The following is a 21,429-nucleotide window of genomic DNA, read 5'->3' on the forward strand; positions in this document are numbered from 1 at the left end:
TATGGTAGAGGGATTAGAGATGACATGCTTTCAGATCATTTCCAATGTAGGCGCTGCGCGTTCCAGCTACATTGAAGGAATCCAGAAAGCAAAGACGGGGGATTTTGACGGGGCAAGAAAATGCATCGAGGAAGGACAGAAGCTGTTCTTAGTCGGGCATGAGGCACACTTTGAGCTGATCCAAAAGGAAGCACAGGGCGTTGAGGTAGGCGGCTCCCTTATCCTGGTACACGCGGAAGACCAGCTGATGAGCGCGGAAAGTTTTAAGATCATTGCCGAGGAAATGATTGCCAGCTATGAGCGTATCATTGAACTGGAAAAGAAGCTGGAAAATAAATAATCATTAAAAATAAAAAAACAACCATAATAAAGAATGAGGACATAAGGAGGATTTTATAATGAAACGTGTATATTTATTCTGTAGCGCAGGTATGTCAACCAGTATGCTGGCAAGCAAGATGCAGGGTGTTGCCAACTCCCATGACCTTCCCATCGAGGTAGAGGCATTTCCGGACGGCAAGATTGGTCAGATCATCGATGAGAAGCATCCGGATGTCATCCTGTTAGGGCCCCAGGTTAAATACCGCTATGCCGAGATTGTTGAAAAGTACGGCAGCACAGGTATCCCGATTCAGGTAATTGACCAGACCGACTATGGTATGATGAACGGCGAAAAAGTCCTCAAATCAGCCATCAAGCTGATGAAGTCAGCGAAATAAAGAACCATCCGGCGCCAAGGCGCACAATAAAAATATCTGATATGGGGGAATAGAAAATGTTAAGTAAGTTAGAGTCCGTACTCATGCCGCTGGCAGAGAAAATCGGTAAGAATAAGTATCTGATAGCTGTCCGTGACGGTTTCCTTTTATCCATGCCACTGTTGATTGTAGGTTCCTTCTTCCTGCTGATTGCCAACTTCCCGATTCCGGGATGGAGCAATTTCTGGGCAAGGTTCTTTGGTGAGAACTGGACCTCCTACTTCTCCAAACCAACAGACGCCACCTTCACCATCATGGCAATCCTGGCCGTTATCGGCATCGGTTATTCCTTTGCAGAGCAGATGGACGTGGATAAACTGTTCGGCGCCGCAATCGCCATGGTATGCTGGTTCCTGATCATGCCGTATGAAATCATATCCGGCGACACAACCGTAACCGGCATCCCCCTGGGATGGGTTGGTTCCAAGGGAATCTTCGTCGGTATCATCGTGGCGTTCCTGTCCGTGCATATCTATGCATGGGTGAATAAAAAGGGATGGGTCATCAAGATGCCTGACGGCGTGCCGCCCACCGTATCCAAATCCTTCTCAGCCCTGATTCCCGCAGGCGTGGCAGTGCTGGTGTTCTTTGTGGTCAACATCGTATTTGCCATGACTCCATATAGGGATGCATTTACCTTTATCTTCACCATCCTTCAGACACCGCTGTTAAAGCTGGGCAACACGCTTCCGGCCATGGTAATCGCTTATATATTCCTGCACTTCTTCTGGTTCTTCGGGGTAAATGGCGGTTCCGTGGTGGGCGCGGTGTTCAACCCGATCCTGCAGACACTGTCCGCCGACAACCTGGCTGCATTCCAGGCCGGCCAGGCACTGCCAAATATCATCTCACAGCAGTTCCAGGACCTGTTTGCCACCTTCGGCGGCTGCGGTTCCACCTTGTCACTGTTAATTGCCATGCTGTTATTCTGCCATTCCAAACGTATTAAGGAACTTGGCAAGCTGGCATTGATTCCAGGCGTGTTCGGTATCAATGAACCTATCGTATTCGGCCTTCCCATTGTGCTGAACCCGATGATCCTGATTCCATTCATGCTGGTGCCCACCATCAACATTGTTATTTCCTATGTATGCATGAGCATCGGCCTGGTTCCCCTGTGTTCCGGCGTTGCGATTCCATGGACCATGCCGGTCGTGCTTTCCGGTTTCCTGGCAACAGGGTGGCAGGGCGCCGTGCTCCAGCTGCTGCTCCTGATCCTGGGCGTGTTCATCTACATGCCATTCATCAAGATGATGGATAAACAGTATCTGGCGGACGAAGCCAAGGCCGCTGACAGCAAGGACGACGATGACATCGACTTCGATGACCTTTCCTTTGATGACCTGTAGGACGCAGTCCTTCATGAATGATAAATGAATGTAACAAGTAAACCTGTGACTCCATTAACATGCCGGGCCTGTACCTTTTGTGCAGGCCCGTTATATAAACAAGAGGTGTATGATATGAAGATAATTATGATATATGACCAGATTCAGTCAGGACTTGGCACAAAGGACGATACCATGGTTCCCCTTACAGGAAAAAAGGAGCCTATCGGTCCCGCGGTCATGATGGAACCCTTCTTAAAACAGGTGGATGGGCACGTGGCAGCATGCCTGTGCTGCGGCAACGGGACCTATCTTGCAGACCCGGAGGAAGTAAGCCGCAAGCTCTGCGCCATGGTTAAGAAGCTTCAGCCAGATGTGGTCATGTGCGGACCGGCCTTTAACTATGCGGACTATGCAGCCATGTGCGCAAAGGTTGCCTGTGATATCAATGCAACCACCGATGCAAAGGCATTTGCAGCCATGTCCGTGGAAAATGCGGAGACAATCGCGGCCTACAAGGATAAGGTAGCCATTGTGGAAACCCCGAAGAAGGGCGGAATGGGATTGAACGACGCCCTTAAGAACATGTGCACCATGGCTAAGGCACTGGCTGACGGAGAAGACATAACCGGACTTAAGAATACATTCTGTTTTAAATAATTCATTGGATGAGGAGGAATCTGCCATGTGGGGAATGATTGCAACCTGGCGTATGGCCGTGGAAGGGATTACAAAGGGGTCTGAGCTTTTAAAGGCCGGAAAGGACGCGGGGGATGCCATTGAGACAGCCATCCGTGAGGTGGAGGATTTTCCATACTACAAATCCGTGGGATACGGCGGACTTCCAAATGAAGAGATGGAAGTGGAGATGGACGCCGCGTTCATGGACGGGGATACGCTGGATATCGGGGCTGTTGCGGCCATTAAGGATTTTGCCAACCCGGTTTCCATTGCAAGGCGCTTGAGCCATGAAAAGGTCAACAGCCTGCTGGTGGCCGAGGGCGCTGAGAAGTTTGCACATAAGGAAGGATTTGAGCGCAAGAACATGCTGACGGACCGGGCCAAGGCACATTACCGCAAGCGGGTGAAGGAAGTGGCTGCCCAGGAAATCAAGCCATACTCCGGCCATGACACGGTTGGCATGGCATGCCTGGACATGACAGGTAAAATGACTGCCGCCACATCCACCAGCGGGCTTTTCATGAAGAAAAAGGGACGGGTGGGTGATTCGCCTATCTCAGGTTCCGGTTTTTATGCGGACAGCAAGCGCGGCGCCGCCAGCGCCACCGGGCTGGGTGAGGATTTGATGAAAGGGTGCATTTCCTATGAAATCGTAAGACTCATGGGGGAGGGCATGCATCCCCAGGAGGCATGTGAGACAGCCGTGAATAAGCTGGACGCGGAGCTGAAGGAGAGAAGGGGCCAGGCCGGGGACCTTTCCCTGATAGCCATGAACCCAAAGGGTGAATGGGGCGTTGCCACCAACATTGAAGGGTTTTCCTTCGCAGTTGTCACGGAAAACCAGGAACCCACGGTTTATCTGGTAACCCGGGGAGAGGACGGACACTGTACCTTTGAGGTTGCTTCAGAGGAGTGGATGGAAAACTACATGAAGACGCGTATGGCGCCTATCGAGGAATGATTCATGGGCTTAAATAGGGACTTTGATATGGGTTCGGATATAGGTTTAGATATGGGTTTAGATCAGCGTATCATAGAGGCCGTGGACAGTTTAAAGGATGAGATGATTGACAGCATCCTTGAGCTGGTGCGGATTGACAGCGTGGAGGGGGCCGGGTCAGAGGACGCCCCGTTCGGCCCGGGCGTGAAGCAGGCTCTTTTAAGCGCGCTGGATATCAGCGGACGCCTTGGCTTTGACACGGTGAATCTTGACAACTACATCGGCTATGCCCAGTATGGCAGGGGAGAAGACGGATACGTCTGCGCCATCGGGCATGTGGATGTGGTGCCGGTGGGGGAGGGCTGGAAACAGCCGCCCTTTAGCGGATATATGGAGAACGGGGTCATTTACAGCAGGGGAGTATTGGACAATAAAGGGCCTGTGCTGGCCTGTCTTTACGGGCTGGCGGCCCTTAAGAAGCTGGGCCTTGGGTTAAGGCGCCCGGTCAGGATCATCTTTGGCTGTGACGAAGAAACAGGCTTTGAGGATCTGAACTATTATCTCACAAAGGAGAAGCCCCCTGTATATGGGTTTACACCGGATTGTAAGTATCCGGTGGTGTACAGTGAGAGAGGACGGGCCGTTGTGCGGATCCTTGGGGAGAAAGAAAAGCTGGAACCATTTTTTGAATTTGTGAACCAGTATTTTATCGGGGCCAGGAATACAGGCGACCGCCTGGGGATTGACTTTTTCCATGAGGAATACGGGACCATGGAGATGCGGGGATATAAACTGGGATGCATGGACGGAATGGTCAGTTTTGATGTGACCCTAAGCTATCCGGGCGGATTCTCCATCCAGCAGATCATGGATAAGGTTCAGGGGAAGGCTTTGGAATCAGGGCTTCGTGCAGAACTGGTCATGAATTATGACCCGGTCATATTTGAAAAGGACAGCCCCATGGTAAAGGCGCTTCAGGAAAGCTATGAGATCGTAACGGGACAGGACGGGACGCCGGTTACCACCACAGGAGGGACCTATGCCAAGGGGATGCCGGGAATCGTGCCCTTTGGGCCAAGTTTTCCGGGACAGAAGGGGATTGGACATAATCCCAATGAATGGATGACAGTGGATGACCTGATGACAAACGCACGGATATATGCTTTGGCTTTGTACCGGCTGGGGCAGCTGCAGCAGACAGCGGGGAACGGCTGGCGGACAGGCCTGTGAATCAGATACGGAGGAATGGAACTATGTTGGAAATATGCTGCGGCAGCTACTATGATGCGGTCCAGGCCGCGTCCGGGGGCGCCAAAAGGATAGAGTTAAACAGCGGGCTGCATCTGGGAGGGCTTACCCCCTCCCTGGGCACCCTTGAGCTTGTGAAGGAACACTGCGGTATCAGGACAGTGGCAATGGTCCGTCCCAGGGGCGGCGGCTTCTGTTACTGCAAGGAGGATTTTGAGGTGATGGAGATGGATACCAGGATCCTGGTCAGCCATGGCGCGGACGGAATTGCCTTTGGCTGCCTGAACCCGGATGCCACCATTAACCGTGAGCAGAATGAAAGGCTGGTTTCCATCATCCATGAATATGGGAAGGAAGCCGTATTCCACCGTGCCTTTGACTGCACGGACAATCCTTACAGGTCCATGGAAATCCTGATTGACATGGGGGTTGACCGGGTGCTGACCAGCGGACTGAAGGCCAAGGCAGTAGAAGGCACGGCTCTTTTAAAGGAACTTCAGGCCATGTATGGGGACAGGATTGAGATTCTGGCAGGAAGCGGCATTAACGCCGGTAATGCCAGGAAGCTGATGGATGACACCGGCCTTACCCAGGTGCACAGTTCCTGCAAGGACTGGGTGGAGGACCCAACCACCATTGTAAACAGCGTTTCCTATGCCTTTGGGGCTGCTCCCAATGAACGTGCTTATGATGTGGTCTCGGAGGAGCTGGTGCGCAAACTTCTCATAAGTATTGGGGAAGCAGGGGAGACAGGGCTATGATTGCCAAATACAAGAAGAATATCATGGTGCGCAGGCTCATAACCATTGCAGCGGTCATCGCCTCCGCACTGCTCCAGACCTATGTAATCCAGGCATTCATCCGGCCAGCCAACCTATTGTCCAGCGGTTTCACGGGCGTGGCAATCCTGATTGACAGGATTGCCTCTTTATATGGACATAATATCTCCACGTCCCTGGGAATGCTGGTCCTCAACATACCTGTGGCCATCCTGTGCAGTAAAAGCATCAGCATGCGATTTACCTTTTATTCCATGCTGCAGGTATTCCTTGCCAGCTTTTTCCTGAAGGTGTTCCATTTCCAGCCGCTGTTCAATGATGTGCTTCTGGATGTGGTGTTCGGCGGCTTCCTGTACGGCATTGCCATTGCCATCGCGCTGCGCGGAAATGCCTCCACAGGCGGCACTGACTTCATTGCGCTGTATGTGTCCAATAAGACCGGGAAATCCATATGGGAATATGTGTTTGCAGGCAACTGTGTCATCCTTTGTATTTTCGGATATATGTTCGGATGGCTTTATGCTGGGTACTCCATCTTATTCCAGTTTGTTTCCACCAAGGCCATATCTGCCTTCCACCACAGGTATGAGCGGGTCACGCTGCAGATTACCACCACCAATGCAGAGGACGTGATTAAGGCTTACGTGAAAGAGTACAGGCATGGGATATCCTGCGTGGACGCCATGGGCGGCTACAGCCACAGGAAAATGTACCTGCTGCACACAGTGGTTTCCTCCTATGAGGTGAATGATATCGTCCATTTGATGCGGGAACAGGATCCGCATGTGATTGTGAACATGATTAAGACGGAGAATTTTTATGGCGGGTTTTATCAGGCGCCCATTGAATGAGGTTGCCTGGATGTCTGGATATTTTTTTATTTGGTATTCCATTCTTTCTTTTGTTCCTGTAATATATTTGATATAAGACGGAAAAGGAGGGTTATATGAAACTCTGCATTGCATTAACTGGAATAGTCCCAAAACAATAATTGATGAATCAGGAGGATTATAATGACTATTCCAGACAGCAGCAGGATTTATCCCAGAACGGGAGATGCGCAGATTGTATATTTGAAGAATGTAATTGGGAATCCCAATATTGAAATAGGGGAATTTACCATTTATAACGATTTTGTCCACGACCCAAGGGATTTTCAAAAAAATAATGTCCTTTACCATTATCCAATCAATAAGGACAGGCTTATCATCGGGAAATTCTGTTCCATTGCATGCGGCGCCAGATTCCTGTTCAACAGTGCGAACCACACCATGGGTTCCCTTGCCACCTATACATTCCCCTTGTTTTATGAAGAGTGGGGACATGGCATGAGACCGGACATGGCGTGGGACAATAAGGGTGATATTGTCATTGGCAACGATGTGTGGATTGGATATGAGGCTGTTATTTTAGCAGGGGTCACCATTGGCGACGGGGCCATCATCGGAACCAGGGCCGTTGTCACCAAGGATGTGCCGCCTTATACAATCGTAGGAGGTGTCCCGGCCAGGATGATACGGAAACGTTTTTCAGATGAAGATGTCAAAACATTACAGGAGATGAAGTGGTGGGACTGGCCGGTGGAGAAGATTTCATCTGCCATACCGTTCATACAGGCAGGGGATATTGATTCATTAAAGAGGCTTCATCTGTAGATAGGATGGGTTTATACCGGCAGGCAGCTGTGGATTGCAGTTGTCTGCCGGTTTTTATGATTCCGGATGCATAGGATGGGAGAGTGGTCTGCATAATGGAATGTGTGAAAAATCTCCGTAAAAATAGCTTTACCTCAGCAACATGTTAACATAATATTTTTATGTAAACTTAATGGCTTCTTAATTCATTTTTTAATCCTGTCATATATACCAAATCCCCTTGACAATCAATCCACAATCATATATCATGATAGTATCAAGTTGTTATTAACAATATATTACTATCATTGCAATACGATTGATGCAAATATCCAGCATGATACCATAAGGAGGAGAGTGGCATGGTTTATTCATTGGAAGATTTGAAAAAGGCATATAACAAAGGACAACATTATAAATTCCTGTTCTTTTGGGGCCACACACCGGATTCCAGCGGGCGTATAACCGAGACCTGCCTGAGCCAGTGGTGGATGGCCCGCTTTGAAGTAGATGGGATTACATATTCCTGCGCAGAGCAGTTCATGATGGCGGAAAAGGCAAGGATGTTCCATGACCAGGAGATGCTTTCACTGATTTTGGAGGCAAAGCAGCCAAAGGCCATGAAGGCATACGGCCGGAGTGTCCGTAATTTTGATAAAGAGACATGGGACAATGCATGCTATGGCATTGTCAAACAAGCCAGCATGGCAAAGTTTTCCCAGAATCCGGAATTGTGGGAATTCCTGCGTTCCACTAAGAACAGGATATTGGTGGAGGCAAGCCCAAGGGACCGCATCTGGGGAATTGGTATGGGAAAGAGTAATCCGGATGCGCAATGCCCGGTAAAGTGGAAAGGTACGAATCTTTTGGGATTTGCCCTGACCGAGGCCAGGGATATCCTTATGGAACAGGAAAAGGAGGCATGACAGGGATGGACAGGGACACCAGGATACTTGACCGGAATGGCCTGACTGAAGCCGAGTATTTACAATCCTATGATCCCGGCCACTATGAGCGGCCCTCGATGGCTGCCGACATGGCTATTTTCACGGTTTTGGAGGAAACAGAAGATAATTACAGGAAGCTGCCTGAAAAGGAACTGGGCATACTGTTAATCCAAAGAGGGGTTCATCCCTATCTGGGTTCCTGGGCCCTGCCCGGCGGCTTTGTACGGCCGGACGAAACCACGGAACAGGCAGCCAGAAGGGAACTCATGGAAGAAACCGGGCTTAACCATGTATACATGGAACAGCTGTATACCTTCAGCGACCCGGGCCGCGACCCACGCACCTGGGTCATGAGTTGTTCTTATATGGCGCTTATTGACAGTTCCAAAGTCCGGATAAAAGCAGGGGATGACGCGGATAACGCCCGCTGGTTCCACATTTCCTTCTACCTGATGGATGAACACACGGATTATCCTGTTCCCACGGACGGAGAGGAACCAAAGGTTGTCCGTATCCAGCATTATAAGCTTGAATTAACCTCGGACAACATCTGCCTTTCCTCTGTCATTGAGAAATCCATGACCAAAACAGAAAACGGCACATTTACAGAATATGAGATAACGGAAAACAATGGCCTGGCTTTTGACCATGCCAGGATCATCACCTATGCCCTGGAACGGCTCCGGGGCAAGGTTGAGTACAGCGGACTGGCCCTTCACCTGATGCCTTCTGAATTCACATTGACACAGCTGCAGCAGGTATATGAGGTGATTCTGGGAAAACGCCTTTTAAAGGCAGCTTTCCGCAGGAAGGCAGCATCCCTTGTGGAGGAGACAGATTCCTACACAGGGAACGAGGGCCATCGTCCATCCAGGCTGTACCGTAAAAAATGGAAGGAGTTTTAAGTATGGATAGAAAAGCAACTGCCAGAGAAACACTGGAAATCATGAGACGTGGAACCTACGAAACCCATGGCAGGATAATTGATATAAGGAAACAGCACAGGGCATCTGTGGACAACAGCCTTTTATTCACACCGGAACAGGCAGAGACACTGGCCGCAACATACGTCAAAGGGGAACCTTCCGGTATGTTACCTGTAATGAAGACCATGAACTGTTCTACCGTGGAGGCCATCCTTAGGCTGTCAGGGGATGGGGTGGCGGATCCCGGGGTACTGAACTTTGCCAGCGCCAAGAATCCCGGAGGAGGGTTCTTAAACGGTGCCATGGCACAGGAGGAGAGCATAGCTGCTTCCAGCGGACTCTACCAGACCCTGACCAGACACCCGGAATACTATCAGAACAACCGGAACTGCCCGTCCATGATATATACCAACCATGCCATCTATTCCCCTGAAGTTGTATTTTTCCGTGATGGCCGGTTTGAACTTTTAGAGGAACCTGTGACAGCTTCCGTACTTACCCTGCCTGCTGTCAACATGGGGCAGGTGATGCAGAAGGGGGAGGATATACATAAGGCGGAAACAGCCATGTATGAACGCATGAAGGTGGCCCTGTCCCTGTTCGTGCAGATGAATCACCGTCATCTCATCCTCGGGGCTTACGGATGCGGCGTATTCCGCAATGACCCGTACAGGATAGCCAGCTGGTGGAAGGAACTGCTGACAGGATACTTTGCAGATACCTTCGATACCGTGGTGTTTGCTGTCATGGACCGCTCCAGGAAAGAGGATTGCCTGCGGGCGTTTGAGGAGGTATTTGGCGCGGATGAGGCAGGAACGATTGCCCGCGGAATAAATTGAAGAAGGATTCCAAAAAATCCTTTCAGAAGTTTAAGCATGCCATCACGTCTATTCATGCAGAAAACAGGCTTTTCATGCAAATCCATTGAAAATACACGGAATTTATTATATTGTAAGTATTAAAAAGGGGGGAATGGTAAACGTGTATCTAATTTATGGACGGAAAAGATTCGTTATTCCATTTTTTTTAATCATATTAATAATCTTGTCAATTGGTTATGTTATTCTGAAAAACATAACTCCACAATCGCCTATGGAGTTTGCAGAATTAAAAAGAATAGCGGAAATGAATGGATATGAATGGATTGATATAAGTGAAGCGAAGGACAATTTCATCTTGCATTCCGGAAAAGTATATATAGATGATGGCATCAATATAGAATATGCTGAAACAGACTCAACGGAACATGCCCGTATGTTAAGGGAAAACATGGAAGAAAAAATAAGGGAACAGGCAGGAGGGAAAAACTATACATTAAGTGTGGGCCGGTATTATAAATATTCAAGAAGAAATAAGGATGATACTTATGAACTGGTAATCCAGATTGATAATACTTATGTTTTTGTAAAAGTTCCATATGAACACAAAAAGACCGTACTAAGTTTTTTAAGGAAAATAAACTATGTTTAATCACTTATCCTCAACATATGAACGGAGATATCATGATGGATCGTTCCATTGGATTGTTAATCATGCTTACTGCAATCTATATATCTATTATCATAATACTTTTCAATGCATATAGCACAATTAAGGAAAAGAATATGGATGTAATACGCAGATGTATTAAGAAAACCATAGGGCAGATTGATTATCTATCTACGGGTGTCTATGTTGAGTATCTTAAACGCACTCATAACAGGTATATTACAGCGCCATCCATACCACATCGTTTCACAATATATAAGTTCAGCATTGGGAATCAGGAGTGTAATGGTATGGATTCAAGGGTTCCTTATGCATTTCTTTCAGTTGGAAAGCCTGGGGACGAGGTGGATATTTACTATAACCCGAATGATATAACAGACTTTTATTGCCCCAGAGAGGATAAAAATATAAAGATCATTCCATATTTATTCATTCTAACTGCATTATTGTGTGCCGTTGTTTTATATTTTCTATATTCAATCTTCTGAGAACAAAACATTTTTCTATGGATAGTGGTTGATATTCCTCTTATTAGGGCGTGTTTGAGGAATCAAGGCTGGATATTAATTTATCCAGCCTTGATTGTTTTACCGGACAAGGAGGAAGGGCATTGGGAATCTAATTGTCGGATTTGTATTGATGTACCTATATTTTTCTTTTATTATATTGGTAGGTGCGGCGGATACTTAAAAGTACGGTGGCTGATCCTGATTGGTGATTTGAAAGAATTAACTTGGGTTTTTGCACGAATTATCTTTTTTTTGCATGAGTTGATACCCGGTTATAGTTGTATTTGGTGGAGGAACATGAGAAAATGATAGAAGTAGCCATTAATTTTGTGGAGACGGGCATCTGCTGGTATCTATTTTATCGGATTTTAGGTGGGACTGGCCGTTACCGTTACCGTCAGCTGATAGGTGGGATCTTCCTGGCATTTGTAATTACCTGGATTGATTCACTGTATTTCCATCCTGTTATACGGTTAGCCTGTGTCACCGCACTGCAAATCCTGTATTCCTATACCTGTTTCCCGGGGCGCAGGGGAGGAAAGCTTATATGCGGCTGTTCCTATATGCTGGTTGCCCTGATATCCGAGCATATTGTATTCCGCATAACGGATCTTTTATTGCAGATCAGCATAAAACAGCTATTGAAGCCGTCTGCTGAACGCTATTATATGGTTGCATTATATCTGATCATAAGCTTCATTGTTGCCACAGGCCTTATCCAGCTGTTGAAAAATCAATCCGTCCTGCCCCGAAAGGTACAGATACTGCTTCTTGCCATGACGTTGTCTACCCTGGCCTTACTGGACCAGTTTGCCAATATCTCCATAACCGTCAGCTCCCTGGAGGTTTATGAGGATATTGCCATCATGACAGATATTGCCTACCTGTTCATTATCATCCTTACCATTACAACATTGAGTATCATGATCTGGTTTGCAAAGGTCTGTCAGGAAAGGAACCGCCTTCTGATGAAACAGCAGCGGGATGAAAACAGGATAAAGGAACTGGAAGCCGCCCAGGACGCAGTCACAGCCCTGCGCACCTGGCGCCATGATATGAAGGGCCATATACAGATGGTCACCGGGTTCCTCGAATCCGGTCATGTAGAACGGGCGCTTAGTTACATACGGGACAATTCCGGCTTTACAGAATATGCAGGTCTGCTGACCAACAGCGGCAACCCGGCCTTGGATAATGTGTTGTCCGCCGGATTCATGAAGGCAAAACGGCATGGAATCCATATTATTTATGCCATAAATGACTGCAGGGATTTCCCCATGAGTGATGCGGATATCTCATCCCTGTTTGGGAACCTGTTGGACAATGCCATTGAAGCTGTCCTGCATTTATCCAATATAAATAGCCGTTATATTGAACTAACAGTAACGCAGGTGGATAATATGTTCCGGATTGTCATCAAGAATAGCTGTGACGGTATTTACAATTTTGACGGTGAGGCATTGGAGAGCCGCAAAACAGAACCAGGACATGGAATCGGTCTGTCCCAAATCAGACAGATTGTTGAACGTGCCGATGGATTCTATCGATTAAATCCCCAAGAGACATCCTTTGAAATCATAATAGTTATACCATCACAAAGGAGGCATGGTTAGGAATGCTTTGTATGCAGATTGCAATCGTTGAAAATAATGAATCGGACAGGGAAAAGCTGGAAGAGAAGCTGCATGCCTGGGCGGCCATGAACCGGAAATGTGAGCTGATTATCCGGCATTTCACGACGGGTGAGGACTTTTTAAAAGAGGACTTCAACGATTTCCATTTTATATTCATGGACATCGAACTTGATGGAAAGCTCAATGGCATTGACACGGCACAAGCTCTTAATAAGAACGGCTCCCACACCCCGCTGGCGTTTCTGACCATGCATGATATATATGTGTATGACGGCTATGGGACCAATGCCGTTGCCTTTATCCTGAAACCGGTAATGTATGAACGGATTCATGCATGTATGGATACCGCATTGGAGCGTGTTTCAAATGCCAAATACATTTATAACAGCAAAGATACCATCCTTTCCATCCCATACCGTGACATACTGTACTGTCAGGCTGCTTTGCATTATACAGCGCTGGTAACCGTGTCCGGGACCATCACACACAAAATACCATTTTATCAGATGATGGAACAGCTTCCTAAACAGTTTATCCGCTGCCACAGGACAACGTCAGTCAACATCATGCATGTAAAACAAATAAAAGGCCGGGAATTGCTGATGGGCAATTCCATCTGGCTTACCATCAGCAAGCCTTATCTGACCCAGGTACGGGATGCATACATGGACTGGATCAGTATATGAAACATCCGCAGGGAGACTGGGGATTCAAACAAGGAAAAGCCTGCCGGGATATCTGCATCATATGGGCGGATACGGCCGGGGAAAGGAGGATACGTGGATTATAAAACAAAGTCAGCGTATATTGAAAATGAAATAACCCCCATATTGATGCCCCAGGGATTCCGTTATGAAACTTGGGAAGCGGACGGTGACGGAAACGGTTGGCAGTATGTAAGGGGAAGTCAAAAAATTGATATTTATGATAAATTTACCTACGTTGATATGCGTTTCATGGTTGACTACCCAATCAGAAGAGTAGTCAGCGCAAAAAACCTGTCTACGAAAGAGCTGCATTTGTACGATCCCCGTTGGACTTTTGGTTATGACTATAAAACGCAGGATGACTTTGAAGGGATTGTGATGGGATTTAAAGATATCATCTGTAATTATGGAATTAGAAAACTGGAGGAATTATGTAAGCCTGTCACAGATGAAACGCCCATCAGAAATATGGAATATTTTAAACAACTTGAACGTCATAGAGAACGGGCGGTACGAGATTTTTTAACTACCGGTAAAAGGAATAATCCCAGTTTGGAATTAGCAGGGTTGGAACTAAAAATCAGCCGCCTGAGTGATAATCTGTTTTGTGATGCGGTTGATGCCCTGATAGATATTGCGGCGATCTACGGAGACTGGATCATAAGGAATTTTGGCGGGGAGTGGAAAAACAATAATGGTATTTTGGAAATCATTCATGTAGGCGAAAGAAAAGCAACGATAGTTCCTACAGATGATATCTTTCAAGCATGGTCAAAAAATGCGCCTATCGCATACGATGACATATGCGGAAAATATGGGAACAGAGGCTGAATGTCATAAGCCAACCAGCCTTGTAATAGTCAGGAGGCCCCAATCAATGAAAACCTTCTTCCGGCGTATCAGGGCAGTCAGTCCTATCATGACAATCATATGGATTCTATTTTGCTGCGGATATGCACATGCTGCGGAACCTGCTGAATCAATCGCACAAACTTTTATTCTATCAAACGAAAATGAAATAAAAGATATAAGCAAATATACAGAAGATATAAGAAAGTCAGACAGCGAACATATGACTGACGCCGTACTTAAAGTATTTGATGTTTCTGATGACGGGGATATGATTGTAGGATTCAGGGATGGGTATATGAATGCATATAACCAGAATGGGGAATTTATTTTTGGGCTTGTAATCGATACCAAAGCACATTATTATCTCCAATTCCATGGCAATCATATACTCATATCTTCAATACGGTCCAATATGGTATATGAGGTAACACGGGATGGGGAAGTGTGTAAGGTATGGAATAAAGGAAAGGTGGACACGGATGCCGAAAGCAGGTTAATACAATATTTAGATAAGCCCAGCCGGACGATTGATGGGTATACATATGAACGTTCTGCTTATCCATCCCAATTTGTAAGAATATCCCCAGACGGAGAACGGCAGGTTATATACAAAGCCCCTCACATATATCCCATTGGGGGCTTACTCTATTTCTTATTTTTTACACTGGTCGGATTGCACGTTTTCTGGTCGCTTGGGAAAGGACATTTTAAAACCAGCCATTATGGAAAAAATAATGTATCTTTATGGAAAAGCCAAAGAAATGTACGATAGGAGGGAAAACCATGGCATTTCTAATATGGATATTTTTTCAAATGATTACATCTATAATAAATGGACTCTGTTTTTCTATCTTCTCATCATTGGATTACATAGCTAGGTCTATTATGCTCTATACAACCCAAGGCATATCCTACATAGTGTTCATTATATTTTTTAAAAAATATTTATCTGGTACCAATCTTAAAAAACGTTTTACATCATCCGGGTGGAGACCATATCTTTTATGTCTATTAACCGGCATAGGTATATGTATGTCCCATAAACTGATTTTCATGCTTATTCCACAGATTGGGGCAGGCTTGTTTAATCAGATTGGAAGTGAAACATTCCATGCCATACAGGATAGTTCGAGAAATCCAGTCATTATTATTTATACGTGCCTTATCCTGCCTGTTTTAGAAGAATTATTTTTCCGTGGTATTCTGTATAATAGTATAAAACGTTATCACAGAAATATTTATGCCGTTATTTTTTCCGCCATATTGTTTGGTATAAGCCATATGAATTTGGTCCAGTTCATTAGTGCGGTTTATATGGGTCTGATTATCGGCTATGTGATTTCAATTACAAATGATTTAAGACTAGGTATGCTTATACATATAGCCAATAATACCTATTCCCTTATCTTGAATTATTTTATGAAATCCGATTTTATTCCATATCATGTTATGGTTTCTTCTATTTCCATTGGATTTCTGATTCTTATCTTTAGTTTGATTTTCCTGAAAAAGTATATAAAAGATCAAGCTGACCCGGAACTAATATGAAGAGGTACGGTATTGCCCGATTGAATCCAATCCATGCAATACCGTACCTCTTCCCCAATCATCCGTATCCCGTCATCCTCAGCATCTAGCTGTCCTTGGCGCTATGGAATCCGCATAATCGGCTCCCGGAAGGGTATACCCCCCATTAACCAGCAGGCACTGGCCGGTGATGAAAGACGCCTCGTCGCTGGCCAGGAACAGCACGGCATTGGCCATGTCCTCAGGCTCTGCCACACGCCTTAAAGGGACCGCCCTGGCGTATTGTTCCATGAACTCCGGGGGAAGCACCTTGACTGCGTCTGTTTTTGTAAATGGAGGCATCACAGCGTTGCACCGGATATTCTGGGGACCGTACTGGACGGCAATATGTTCGGTCAGCGCATTGACCGCTGTCTTGGCAATGCCGTACCAGCTTCTGGTCAGCTGGGGGACCACGGCTGTCTCGGAAGATATGTTAACAATGCTTCCGCCGCCTCCCTCTATCATATGGGGAACCGCATACTGGGCACACAAGGATGTGACGATGGTATTGAATTCAAATGCCTTATGTATGGCTTCCATATCGCTTCCCACGATATCCTTGTTCCCGGGCCTGACCCCGCCGCCCAGATTATTTACCAGGATGTCGATACGTCCCTCTGCCTCATAAACAGATTCCACCATGGGCCTGATGGTATCAAGGATATCCCCGTCAAAATAAACCACGTGCACCCTGCGCCCCAGCGCGTTATGGGCGTCTGCGATTTCCTGTCCCGCGTCCACCCTTCGCACAGCCATATAAACAATGGCCCCTTCCTCTGCAAAACGGTCCGAAATGGCCCGTCCGATTCCTCTTGTACATGCGGTTACGATTGCAACCTTGTCCTTAATCCTGTCCATTTTCCACCCTCCTTATCTGTCAGTGGGAACTGCGCCGCGCAGTTCCCATATAGTCCTATATTCCCAGCGCCATAAGCCCTGAATTCCCAGCACCGTAAGCCGTATATTCCCAGCACCGTATTAGCCCTATATCCCCAGCGCCGTATAATACCCGGCGGATGAGGAGGCTGCGAAGCTGTCCGGCATTTGGCTGTCACCGATATTGTAAAATTCCGGAACCATGGATGCCAGCTGGTCACACAGTTCATTGTTGGGTTTATCCCCGATACTGATTAACACGTCATCACAGACAATTTCCGTTTTCTTTCCTTCCTTGTCCTCGATAATGACTCCGGTATCCGTGATTTCCCTGCAGGTACACTCCATATATGCAGTAAGGCCATGTCCCTTTAAATGCCCCATAAGGATGGAGCGGGTAGTAGCGGCCATCTTCCCTGCCAGGGTGTCCAGCATTTCCACCACAGTCACTTTTTTGCCCTGCAAAAGCAGAAGTTCAGCTGTCTCACAGCCAACCACACCGCCGCCGATAATCACCACATGACTGCCTGTTTCCTTTCCGAGAAGCACCTCCTTGGCAGTGGAGACATTGGGTTTTTCAAAACCGGGTATGGGGAGTGCGGCCGGACGGACGCCGCAGGCCCAGATGACTGCGTCCGGTTTCCGGGACAGGATCCACGAAACATCCGCCCTGGTGTTCAGAAGGACCTGTACGCCGTTCAGCTTCAGCTGCTTTTCATAGTAAGGGTATAACTGTTTCAGGTTATCCTTGTAGGGAGGCGCCACCGCGTAGTCCAGCTGGCCTCCAAGGTGGTCATTCATTTCCACCAGGGTGACCTGGTGTCCCCTCATGGCAGACACCCTGGCAGCTTCCATCCCGGCGATGCCGCCTCCTACAACCAGGACATTTTTTTTGACAACGGCTGGCCGGATGGAATAGTCATTATCCCCATTGCCGAGCACTGCATTACAGGAACAGCGGATGTGGCGTCCATGGGAGAGCTGGTCATCGGCGCACAGGTTGCATCCGATACAGGGCCTGGCCTGGTCATAGCAGTCATGTTCCAGATAGTTCACCAGATGAGGCTCCGCCAGAAGCCCGTGTCCCATGAAAATGAAATCGCATTGTCCGTCAGCCAGGGCCTGTTCCGCCAGCTCCGGCAGGTATGTGCGTCCGCCGCCGATGAATACGGGCTGTCCCTTTTCACCCGGCATGGAGAGCACGGTCTTCTTGACAATGGAGCAAAGTCCCAGCATGCGTCCTGGTTTATCCGCCGTACTGGGGATATCGTCCAGATCCGGCTGCGGTTTCCAGGAACCTCCCATGACCTCAATCCCGTCAGCCCCTGCGGTGAGGAAACGGTTGGCGTAGTACATGCCTTCATCCATGGTAATCCCGCCCTGTTCCCCGGCCTCCATGACAGCCTGCTTCACCACAAGCCCGAACTCCCTGCCGCAGCCGCGTCTGATTTTTCCTATGATATTGGAATAGAAACGGCTCCGGTTCTCCGGGCTGCCGCCGTATTCATCCGTCCTTATGTTGGCGGTGGAAGAGAGGAACTGCTGTCCCATATAGTAACCGCAGGCGTGGAGTTCCACACCGTCAAACCCGGCCTTCTTAGCCCGGATTGCAGCCGCTGCATACCTGTCCTCAATCTCCCGGATCTCGCTGGTGGTGAGGGCCTTTGGTTCCTCATTGCCAAAACCCATCATGAAGGAAAATGGCATCGGCACGGCAGATGGTCCCACTGGCTGGGCGTGGATATTCTTCCTGCGCGCGCCGCGTCCGGTGTGGCTCAGTTGGAGAAAACATTTTGCGCCGTGTTCATGGATGGCAGAAGCCAGGCGTGTAAGCCCCGGTATGTACTTATCGTCATCGGCCACAAGCATGTTCAGCGTGTTCAGGCCCAGCGGGGTGTCCACGCAGGTCACCTCCACCATAATCAGGCCAACGCCGCCTTTGGCCCGCTCAACATAATGGTTGACAATGGCATCGTTGACGAATCCATGGTCCGACATGTTGGTTCCCATGGACGGCATGACCGTACGGTTGCGCACGGTAACATGCCCGATTCTTCCCGGTGTGAAAATATGTGGATAACTGCCCATAATAATACCTCCTTGAATGTTTGGTTGATTGGATTATCTTCACAAAAAGCAGCATTCCTGCTATAATAAAACCCGGAACAGATAAAACACGGGAAAGCAGGTAATCAATATGAGCCTTCGCCAAAAAGAAAAATCGGAAATGACCCATCAGGAGATTAAGGCCGCGGCCCTTAAACTTTTCCAGGAACGGGGATACAGGAATACCAGCGTACATGACATCGTGAAGGAATCCGGTTATTCCATTGGTTCATTTTACAATCATTATAAGACAAAGCGGGATGTGCTGGCTGATATCTGGAATGAACATGCCATAACATTCATCCGGCATTCCACAGAGGAAATCGGGAACCTGCGCACCCCGCGGGAGCTGGCCGATTATCTGATTGACAACTCCAATGCCTTTGACCGGGATGAAAAGACCGTCCGGCTTGCCAAAGCAGCCCAGGAGGACCAGGTGACCGTTGGAAAGAACTACGAGGGGGTTAGGGAGGCATCGCAGCTTTACCTGGAGCGGATAGCCGGACTGCTGGGAGAGTTCTGCCCGCATACGGGAAAGGAGATTCTGTTATCCCATGCCAGTGTGCTGGATTCCATCCAGTATGCCCATTCCGAAGTGACCAGGAAGAAGGTTGGATACTTCTTCCATGACGATACCGTTAAAAACGATATATTATCCCTCATAGACCATTGGATAGAGGAAGACCGCCGGACCAGATTTTAACCCGGCGGTCTTTTATGTATAAATACTCCCGCCAAAAGTGAATATGTTCATTTTTAGAATATATTCATTTATGTCCAATGTCAATGCTATTTTTGAAAATGTCTTCTTTTATCACTATTTTTTCTGATTTATACAAACCTTATCCCTTCTTTTTGTACATATTGTCCAAGATATTGATTTCATTTCCTTCATGTCCAAGGTTGTGTTTGAATCTTCATCCCTGTCAGTCTTGCGCCTTGCCATACGCATATTTTTATATTATAATAAGGGTTATTAAACGAATGGAGACATGATCATGAGCGCAGGAGAGTTATTCACAAAGCTGTTTGAAAATCCGGTCAATACGGCCGTTACCGTACTTACCGTTGTAATTGTGATTGAGCTGGTTAAGTATTTCATCAACCGCAAATAAAAGTTTTCTGTTTAGTGGTTGACATTTTCCGGCTTTCCCATTATAGTAAGTTCTAGAATAAGTGGGACGGCGGTCCTTCATAAGCAAAGGAGTGGTTGTTATGTTGGCAAATCAGATGGATCAGGTGAAAACAAGATAACAGTGTAAATCAGACAGGGACTGGCGTATGATATGTTTTTTTGCGCACGGCTTGTTGTCGTGTTTTTTTGTACCCTTTTTTACCTGTCAGCTTATGAAGGAGATTTAAGATTTGAATCAGGAAAATTGCATATTGATCAGTAATCAGAAGAATTGGGTGGAGCAGGCTGCCAAGGACCAGCTCTGCGGCGTGGGCAGGCTGCCCGGGGTCATAAGGGCCGTGGGGCTGCCGGACCTGCATCCGGGCAAGACGCCGGTCGGAATGGCGGTTCTCAGCCAGGGAAGGTTTTATCCCCATTTGATTGGAAATGATATCGGCTGCGGAATGAGCCTTTTTAAGACAGAGGTAAAACAGAAGAAATTCAAGATGGATAAATGGGTAACCCGTTTAAACTCCATACGCGGACTGGAAGACATCCCATGTGACATTCCCTATGAGGAGGCGTGTCCCATCCGGGATTTCGGGACCATCGGCGCAGGCAACCACTTTGCTGAATTTCAGTGCCTGGACCAGGTGTATGATGGGGATAGGGCGGAAAAGCTGGGGCTTATGGACGGAAAGATTTTTCTCTTAATCCATTCCGGCTCCAGGGGCTATGGGCAGGAAATCCTTTCACGTTTTTATTCGCCGGACGGACTTAAGGAGGGTACCTCCAAGGCGGATGCCTACCTGGCGGAACACGACAATGCGCTTTTGTGGGCCGGGCGCAACCGGCTGGCTGCCGCTGTCAAGCTTCTGGATTACCTGAATGTTGACAGCCGGACGGAACGGCTGACGGACAGCTGCCATAATTATGTGGAGCAGACAAGGGAAGGATGGCTGCACAGGAAAGGAAGCGTGTCGGCCGGACACCATGCCCTGGTCATTCCCGGTTCCAGGGGAAGCCTGACCTATGTGTGTGTTCCAGGCAGGGATACACACATATCCCTGGATTCCATTTCCCATGGAGCAGGCCGCAAATGGGCGCGCAGCATCTGTAAAAGCCGGATTGACCGCAAATACGACCGCAATTCCATACGCAGCACCAGGTATAAAAGCCAGGTGGTGTGCCACGACACCAACCTGCTGTTCGCAGAAGCGCCCGAGGCATACAAGAACGTGGAACAGGTTATGGAGTCACTGCTGGAATATGGACTGGTTGATGTGGTCGCAACCCTGCGCCCGCTCATCACATTTAAAGGGTAGGTGAGGAT

Annotated in this window: 23 protein-coding genes; 21 read left to right on the plus strand and 2 right to left on the minus strand. The window is 47.7% G+C overall.

All coding sequences use genetic code 11. The annotated features are described in order from the left end of the window. The first annotated feature begins 1 nt into the window (after window position 1). The 19 genes from LK536_RS30375 (at window position 2) to LK536_RS30465 (ending at window position 15,979) form a co-directional block, all read left to right on the plus strand. Window positions 2-340: a PTS sugar transporter subunit IIA gene (locus tag LK536_RS30375; RefSeq protein WP_025487291.1), complete on the plus strand. Its 339-nt coding sequence runs from the start codon at window positions 2-4 to the stop codon at window positions 338-340. A 58-nt stretch (window positions 341-398) separates the two neighbouring features. Beyond that, window positions 399-719, plus strand: a complete 321-nt coding sequence (locus tag LK536_RS30380; protein ID WP_007864812.1) for a PTS sugar transporter subunit IIB — start codon at window positions 399-401, stop codon at window positions 717-719. Between the two features lie 56 nt (window positions 720-775). After that, window positions 776-2,107: a PTS cellobiose transporter subunit IIC gene (celB, locus tag LK536_RS30385; protein WP_227794835.1), complete on the plus strand. Its 1,332-nt coding sequence runs from the start codon at window positions 776-778 to the stop codon at window positions 2,105-2,107. A 114-nt stretch (window positions 2,108-2,221) separates the two neighbouring features. Beyond that, window positions 2,222-2,746, plus strand: coding sequence for a GrdB-related putative oxidoreductase (locus tag LK536_RS30390; protein ID WP_025487292.1), 525 nt, complete (start codon window positions 2,222-2,224; stop codon window positions 2,744-2,746). Between the two features lie 25 nt (window positions 2,747-2,771). Then, window positions 2,772-3,728, plus strand: a complete 957-nt coding sequence (locus tag LK536_RS30395; RefSeq protein ID WP_227794836.1) for a glycosylasparaginase — start codon at window positions 2,772-2,774, stop codon at window positions 3,726-3,728. Between the two features lie 51 nt (window positions 3,729-3,779). Next, entirely contained in the window at window positions 3,780-4,937 is a 1,158-nt protein-coding gene (locus LK536_RS30400) for a Sapep family Mn(2+)-dependent dipeptidase (protein WP_227794837.1), read from the plus strand. Between the two features lie 23 nt (window positions 4,938-4,960). Next, window positions 4,961-5,716 (plus strand): copper homeostasis protein CutC, encoded by a 756-nt coding sequence (locus tag LK536_RS30405; RefSeq protein ID WP_008725823.1) that lies wholly within the window; start codon window positions 4,961-4,963, stop codon window positions 5,714-5,716. Next, a complete protein-coding gene (locus tag LK536_RS30410; RefSeq protein ID WP_227794838.1) occupies window positions 5,713-6,585 on the plus strand; it encodes a YitT family protein in 873 nt (290 codons plus the stop codon). Before LK536_RS30405 ends, LK536_RS30410 begins: the two co-directional genes overlap by 4 nt. 162 nt (window positions 6,586-6,747) lie before the next feature. Beyond that, window positions 6,748-7,389 (plus strand): CatB-related O-acetyltransferase, encoded by a 642-nt coding sequence (locus tag LK536_RS30415; RefSeq protein WP_227794839.1) that lies wholly within the window; start codon window positions 6,748-6,750, stop codon window positions 7,387-7,389. A gap of 341 nt (window positions 7,390-7,730) precedes the next feature. Next, window positions 7,731-8,294 (plus strand): riboflavin biosynthesis intermediates N-glycosidase, encoded by a 564-nt coding sequence (gene ybiA / locus LK536_RS30420; RefSeq protein WP_227794840.1) that lies wholly within the window; start codon window positions 7,731-7,733, stop codon window positions 8,292-8,294. A 5-nt stretch (window positions 8,295-8,299) separates the two neighbouring features. Then, a complete protein-coding gene (locus LK536_RS30425; protein WP_227794841.1) occupies window positions 8,300-9,220 on the plus strand; it encodes an NUDIX hydrolase in 921 nt (306 codons plus the stop codon). Between the two features lie 2 nt (window positions 9,221-9,222). Further along, entirely contained in the window at window positions 9,223-10,080 is an 858-nt protein-coding gene (locus LK536_RS30430; RefSeq protein ID WP_227794842.1) for a TIGR02452 family protein, read from the plus strand. 205 nt (window positions 10,081-10,285) lie between these two features. After that, window positions 10,286-10,711, plus strand: coding sequence for a hypothetical protein (locus LK536_RS30435; RefSeq protein WP_506092013.1), 426 nt, complete (start codon window positions 10,286-10,288; stop codon window positions 10,709-10,711). A gap of 17 nt (window positions 10,712-10,728) precedes the next feature. Next, window positions 10,729-11,217, plus strand: a complete 489-nt coding sequence (locus tag LK536_RS30440; RefSeq protein ID WP_040382485.1) for a hypothetical protein — start codon at window positions 10,729-10,731, stop codon at window positions 11,215-11,217. A 326-nt stretch (window positions 11,218-11,543) separates the two neighbouring features. Next, on the plus strand, window positions 11,544-12,851 hold the full coding sequence (locus LK536_RS30445; RefSeq protein ID WP_227794844.1) for a sensor histidine kinase: 1,308 nt from the start codon (window positions 11,544-11,546) through the stop codon (window positions 12,849-12,851). Between the two features lie 2 nt (window positions 12,852-12,853). Beyond that, window positions 12,854-13,558, plus strand: coding sequence for a LytR/AlgR family response regulator transcription factor (locus LK536_RS30450; RefSeq protein WP_008725805.1), 705 nt, complete (start codon window positions 12,854-12,856; stop codon window positions 13,556-13,558). 93 nt (window positions 13,559-13,651) lie between these two features. Next, complete coding sequence (locus LK536_RS30455; RefSeq protein ID WP_227794845.1) at window positions 13,652-14,410, plus strand: hypothetical protein; 759 nt, start codon at window positions 13,652-13,654, stop codon at window positions 14,408-14,410. Between the two features lie 46 nt (window positions 14,411-14,456). After that, a complete protein-coding gene (locus LK536_RS30460) occupies window positions 14,457-15,203 on the plus strand; it encodes a hypothetical protein (RefSeq protein WP_227794846.1) in 747 nt (248 codons plus the stop codon). 11 nt (window positions 15,204-15,214) lie between these two features. Next, on the plus strand, window positions 15,215-15,979 hold the full coding sequence (locus LK536_RS30465) for a CPBP family intramembrane glutamic endopeptidase (protein ID WP_227794847.1): 765 nt from the start codon (window positions 15,215-15,217) through the stop codon (window positions 15,977-15,979). Between the two features lie 78 nt (window positions 15,980-16,057). On the opposite strand, the gene LK536_RS30470 is transcribed toward LK536_RS30465, so the two are convergent. Both LK536_RS30470 and LK536_RS30475 read right to left on the minus strand, forming a co-directional pair. Then, complete coding sequence (locus LK536_RS30470; RefSeq protein WP_227794848.1) at window positions 16,058-16,858, minus strand: SDR family NAD(P)-dependent oxidoreductase; 801 nt, start codon at window positions 16,856-16,858, stop codon at window positions 16,058-16,060. Window positions 16,859-16,984: 126 nt separating this feature from the next. Further along, window positions 16,985-18,964: an oxidoreductase gene (locus LK536_RS30475; protein ID WP_227794849.1), complete on the minus strand. Its 1,980-nt coding sequence runs from the start codon at window positions 18,962-18,964 to the stop codon at window positions 16,985-16,987. 109 nt (window positions 18,965-19,073) lie between these two features. Between LK536_RS30475 and LK536_RS30480 the strand changes: the two genes are divergently transcribed. Together LK536_RS30480 and LK536_RS30485 are read left to right on the plus strand one after the other, a co-directional pair. Further along, the gene (locus LK536_RS30480; RefSeq protein WP_227794850.1) at window positions 19,074-19,685 is read left to right on the plus strand and encodes a TetR/AcrR family transcriptional regulator; all 612 of its coding nucleotides are present in this window, start codon (window positions 19,074-19,076) and stop codon (window positions 19,683-19,685) included. Window positions 19,686-20,347: 662 nt separating this feature from the next. Further along, entirely contained in the window at window positions 20,348-21,421 is a 1,074-nt protein-coding gene (locus LK536_RS30485; protein WP_008725785.1) for an RNA ligase RtcB family protein, read from the plus strand. Window positions 21,422-21,429 lie beyond the last annotated feature (8 nt).

The organism is Clostridium pacaense (genome assembly GCF_020709765.2).
GTDB lineage: Bacteria > Bacillota > Clostridia > Lachnospirales > Lachnospiraceae > Enterocloster > Enterocloster hominis.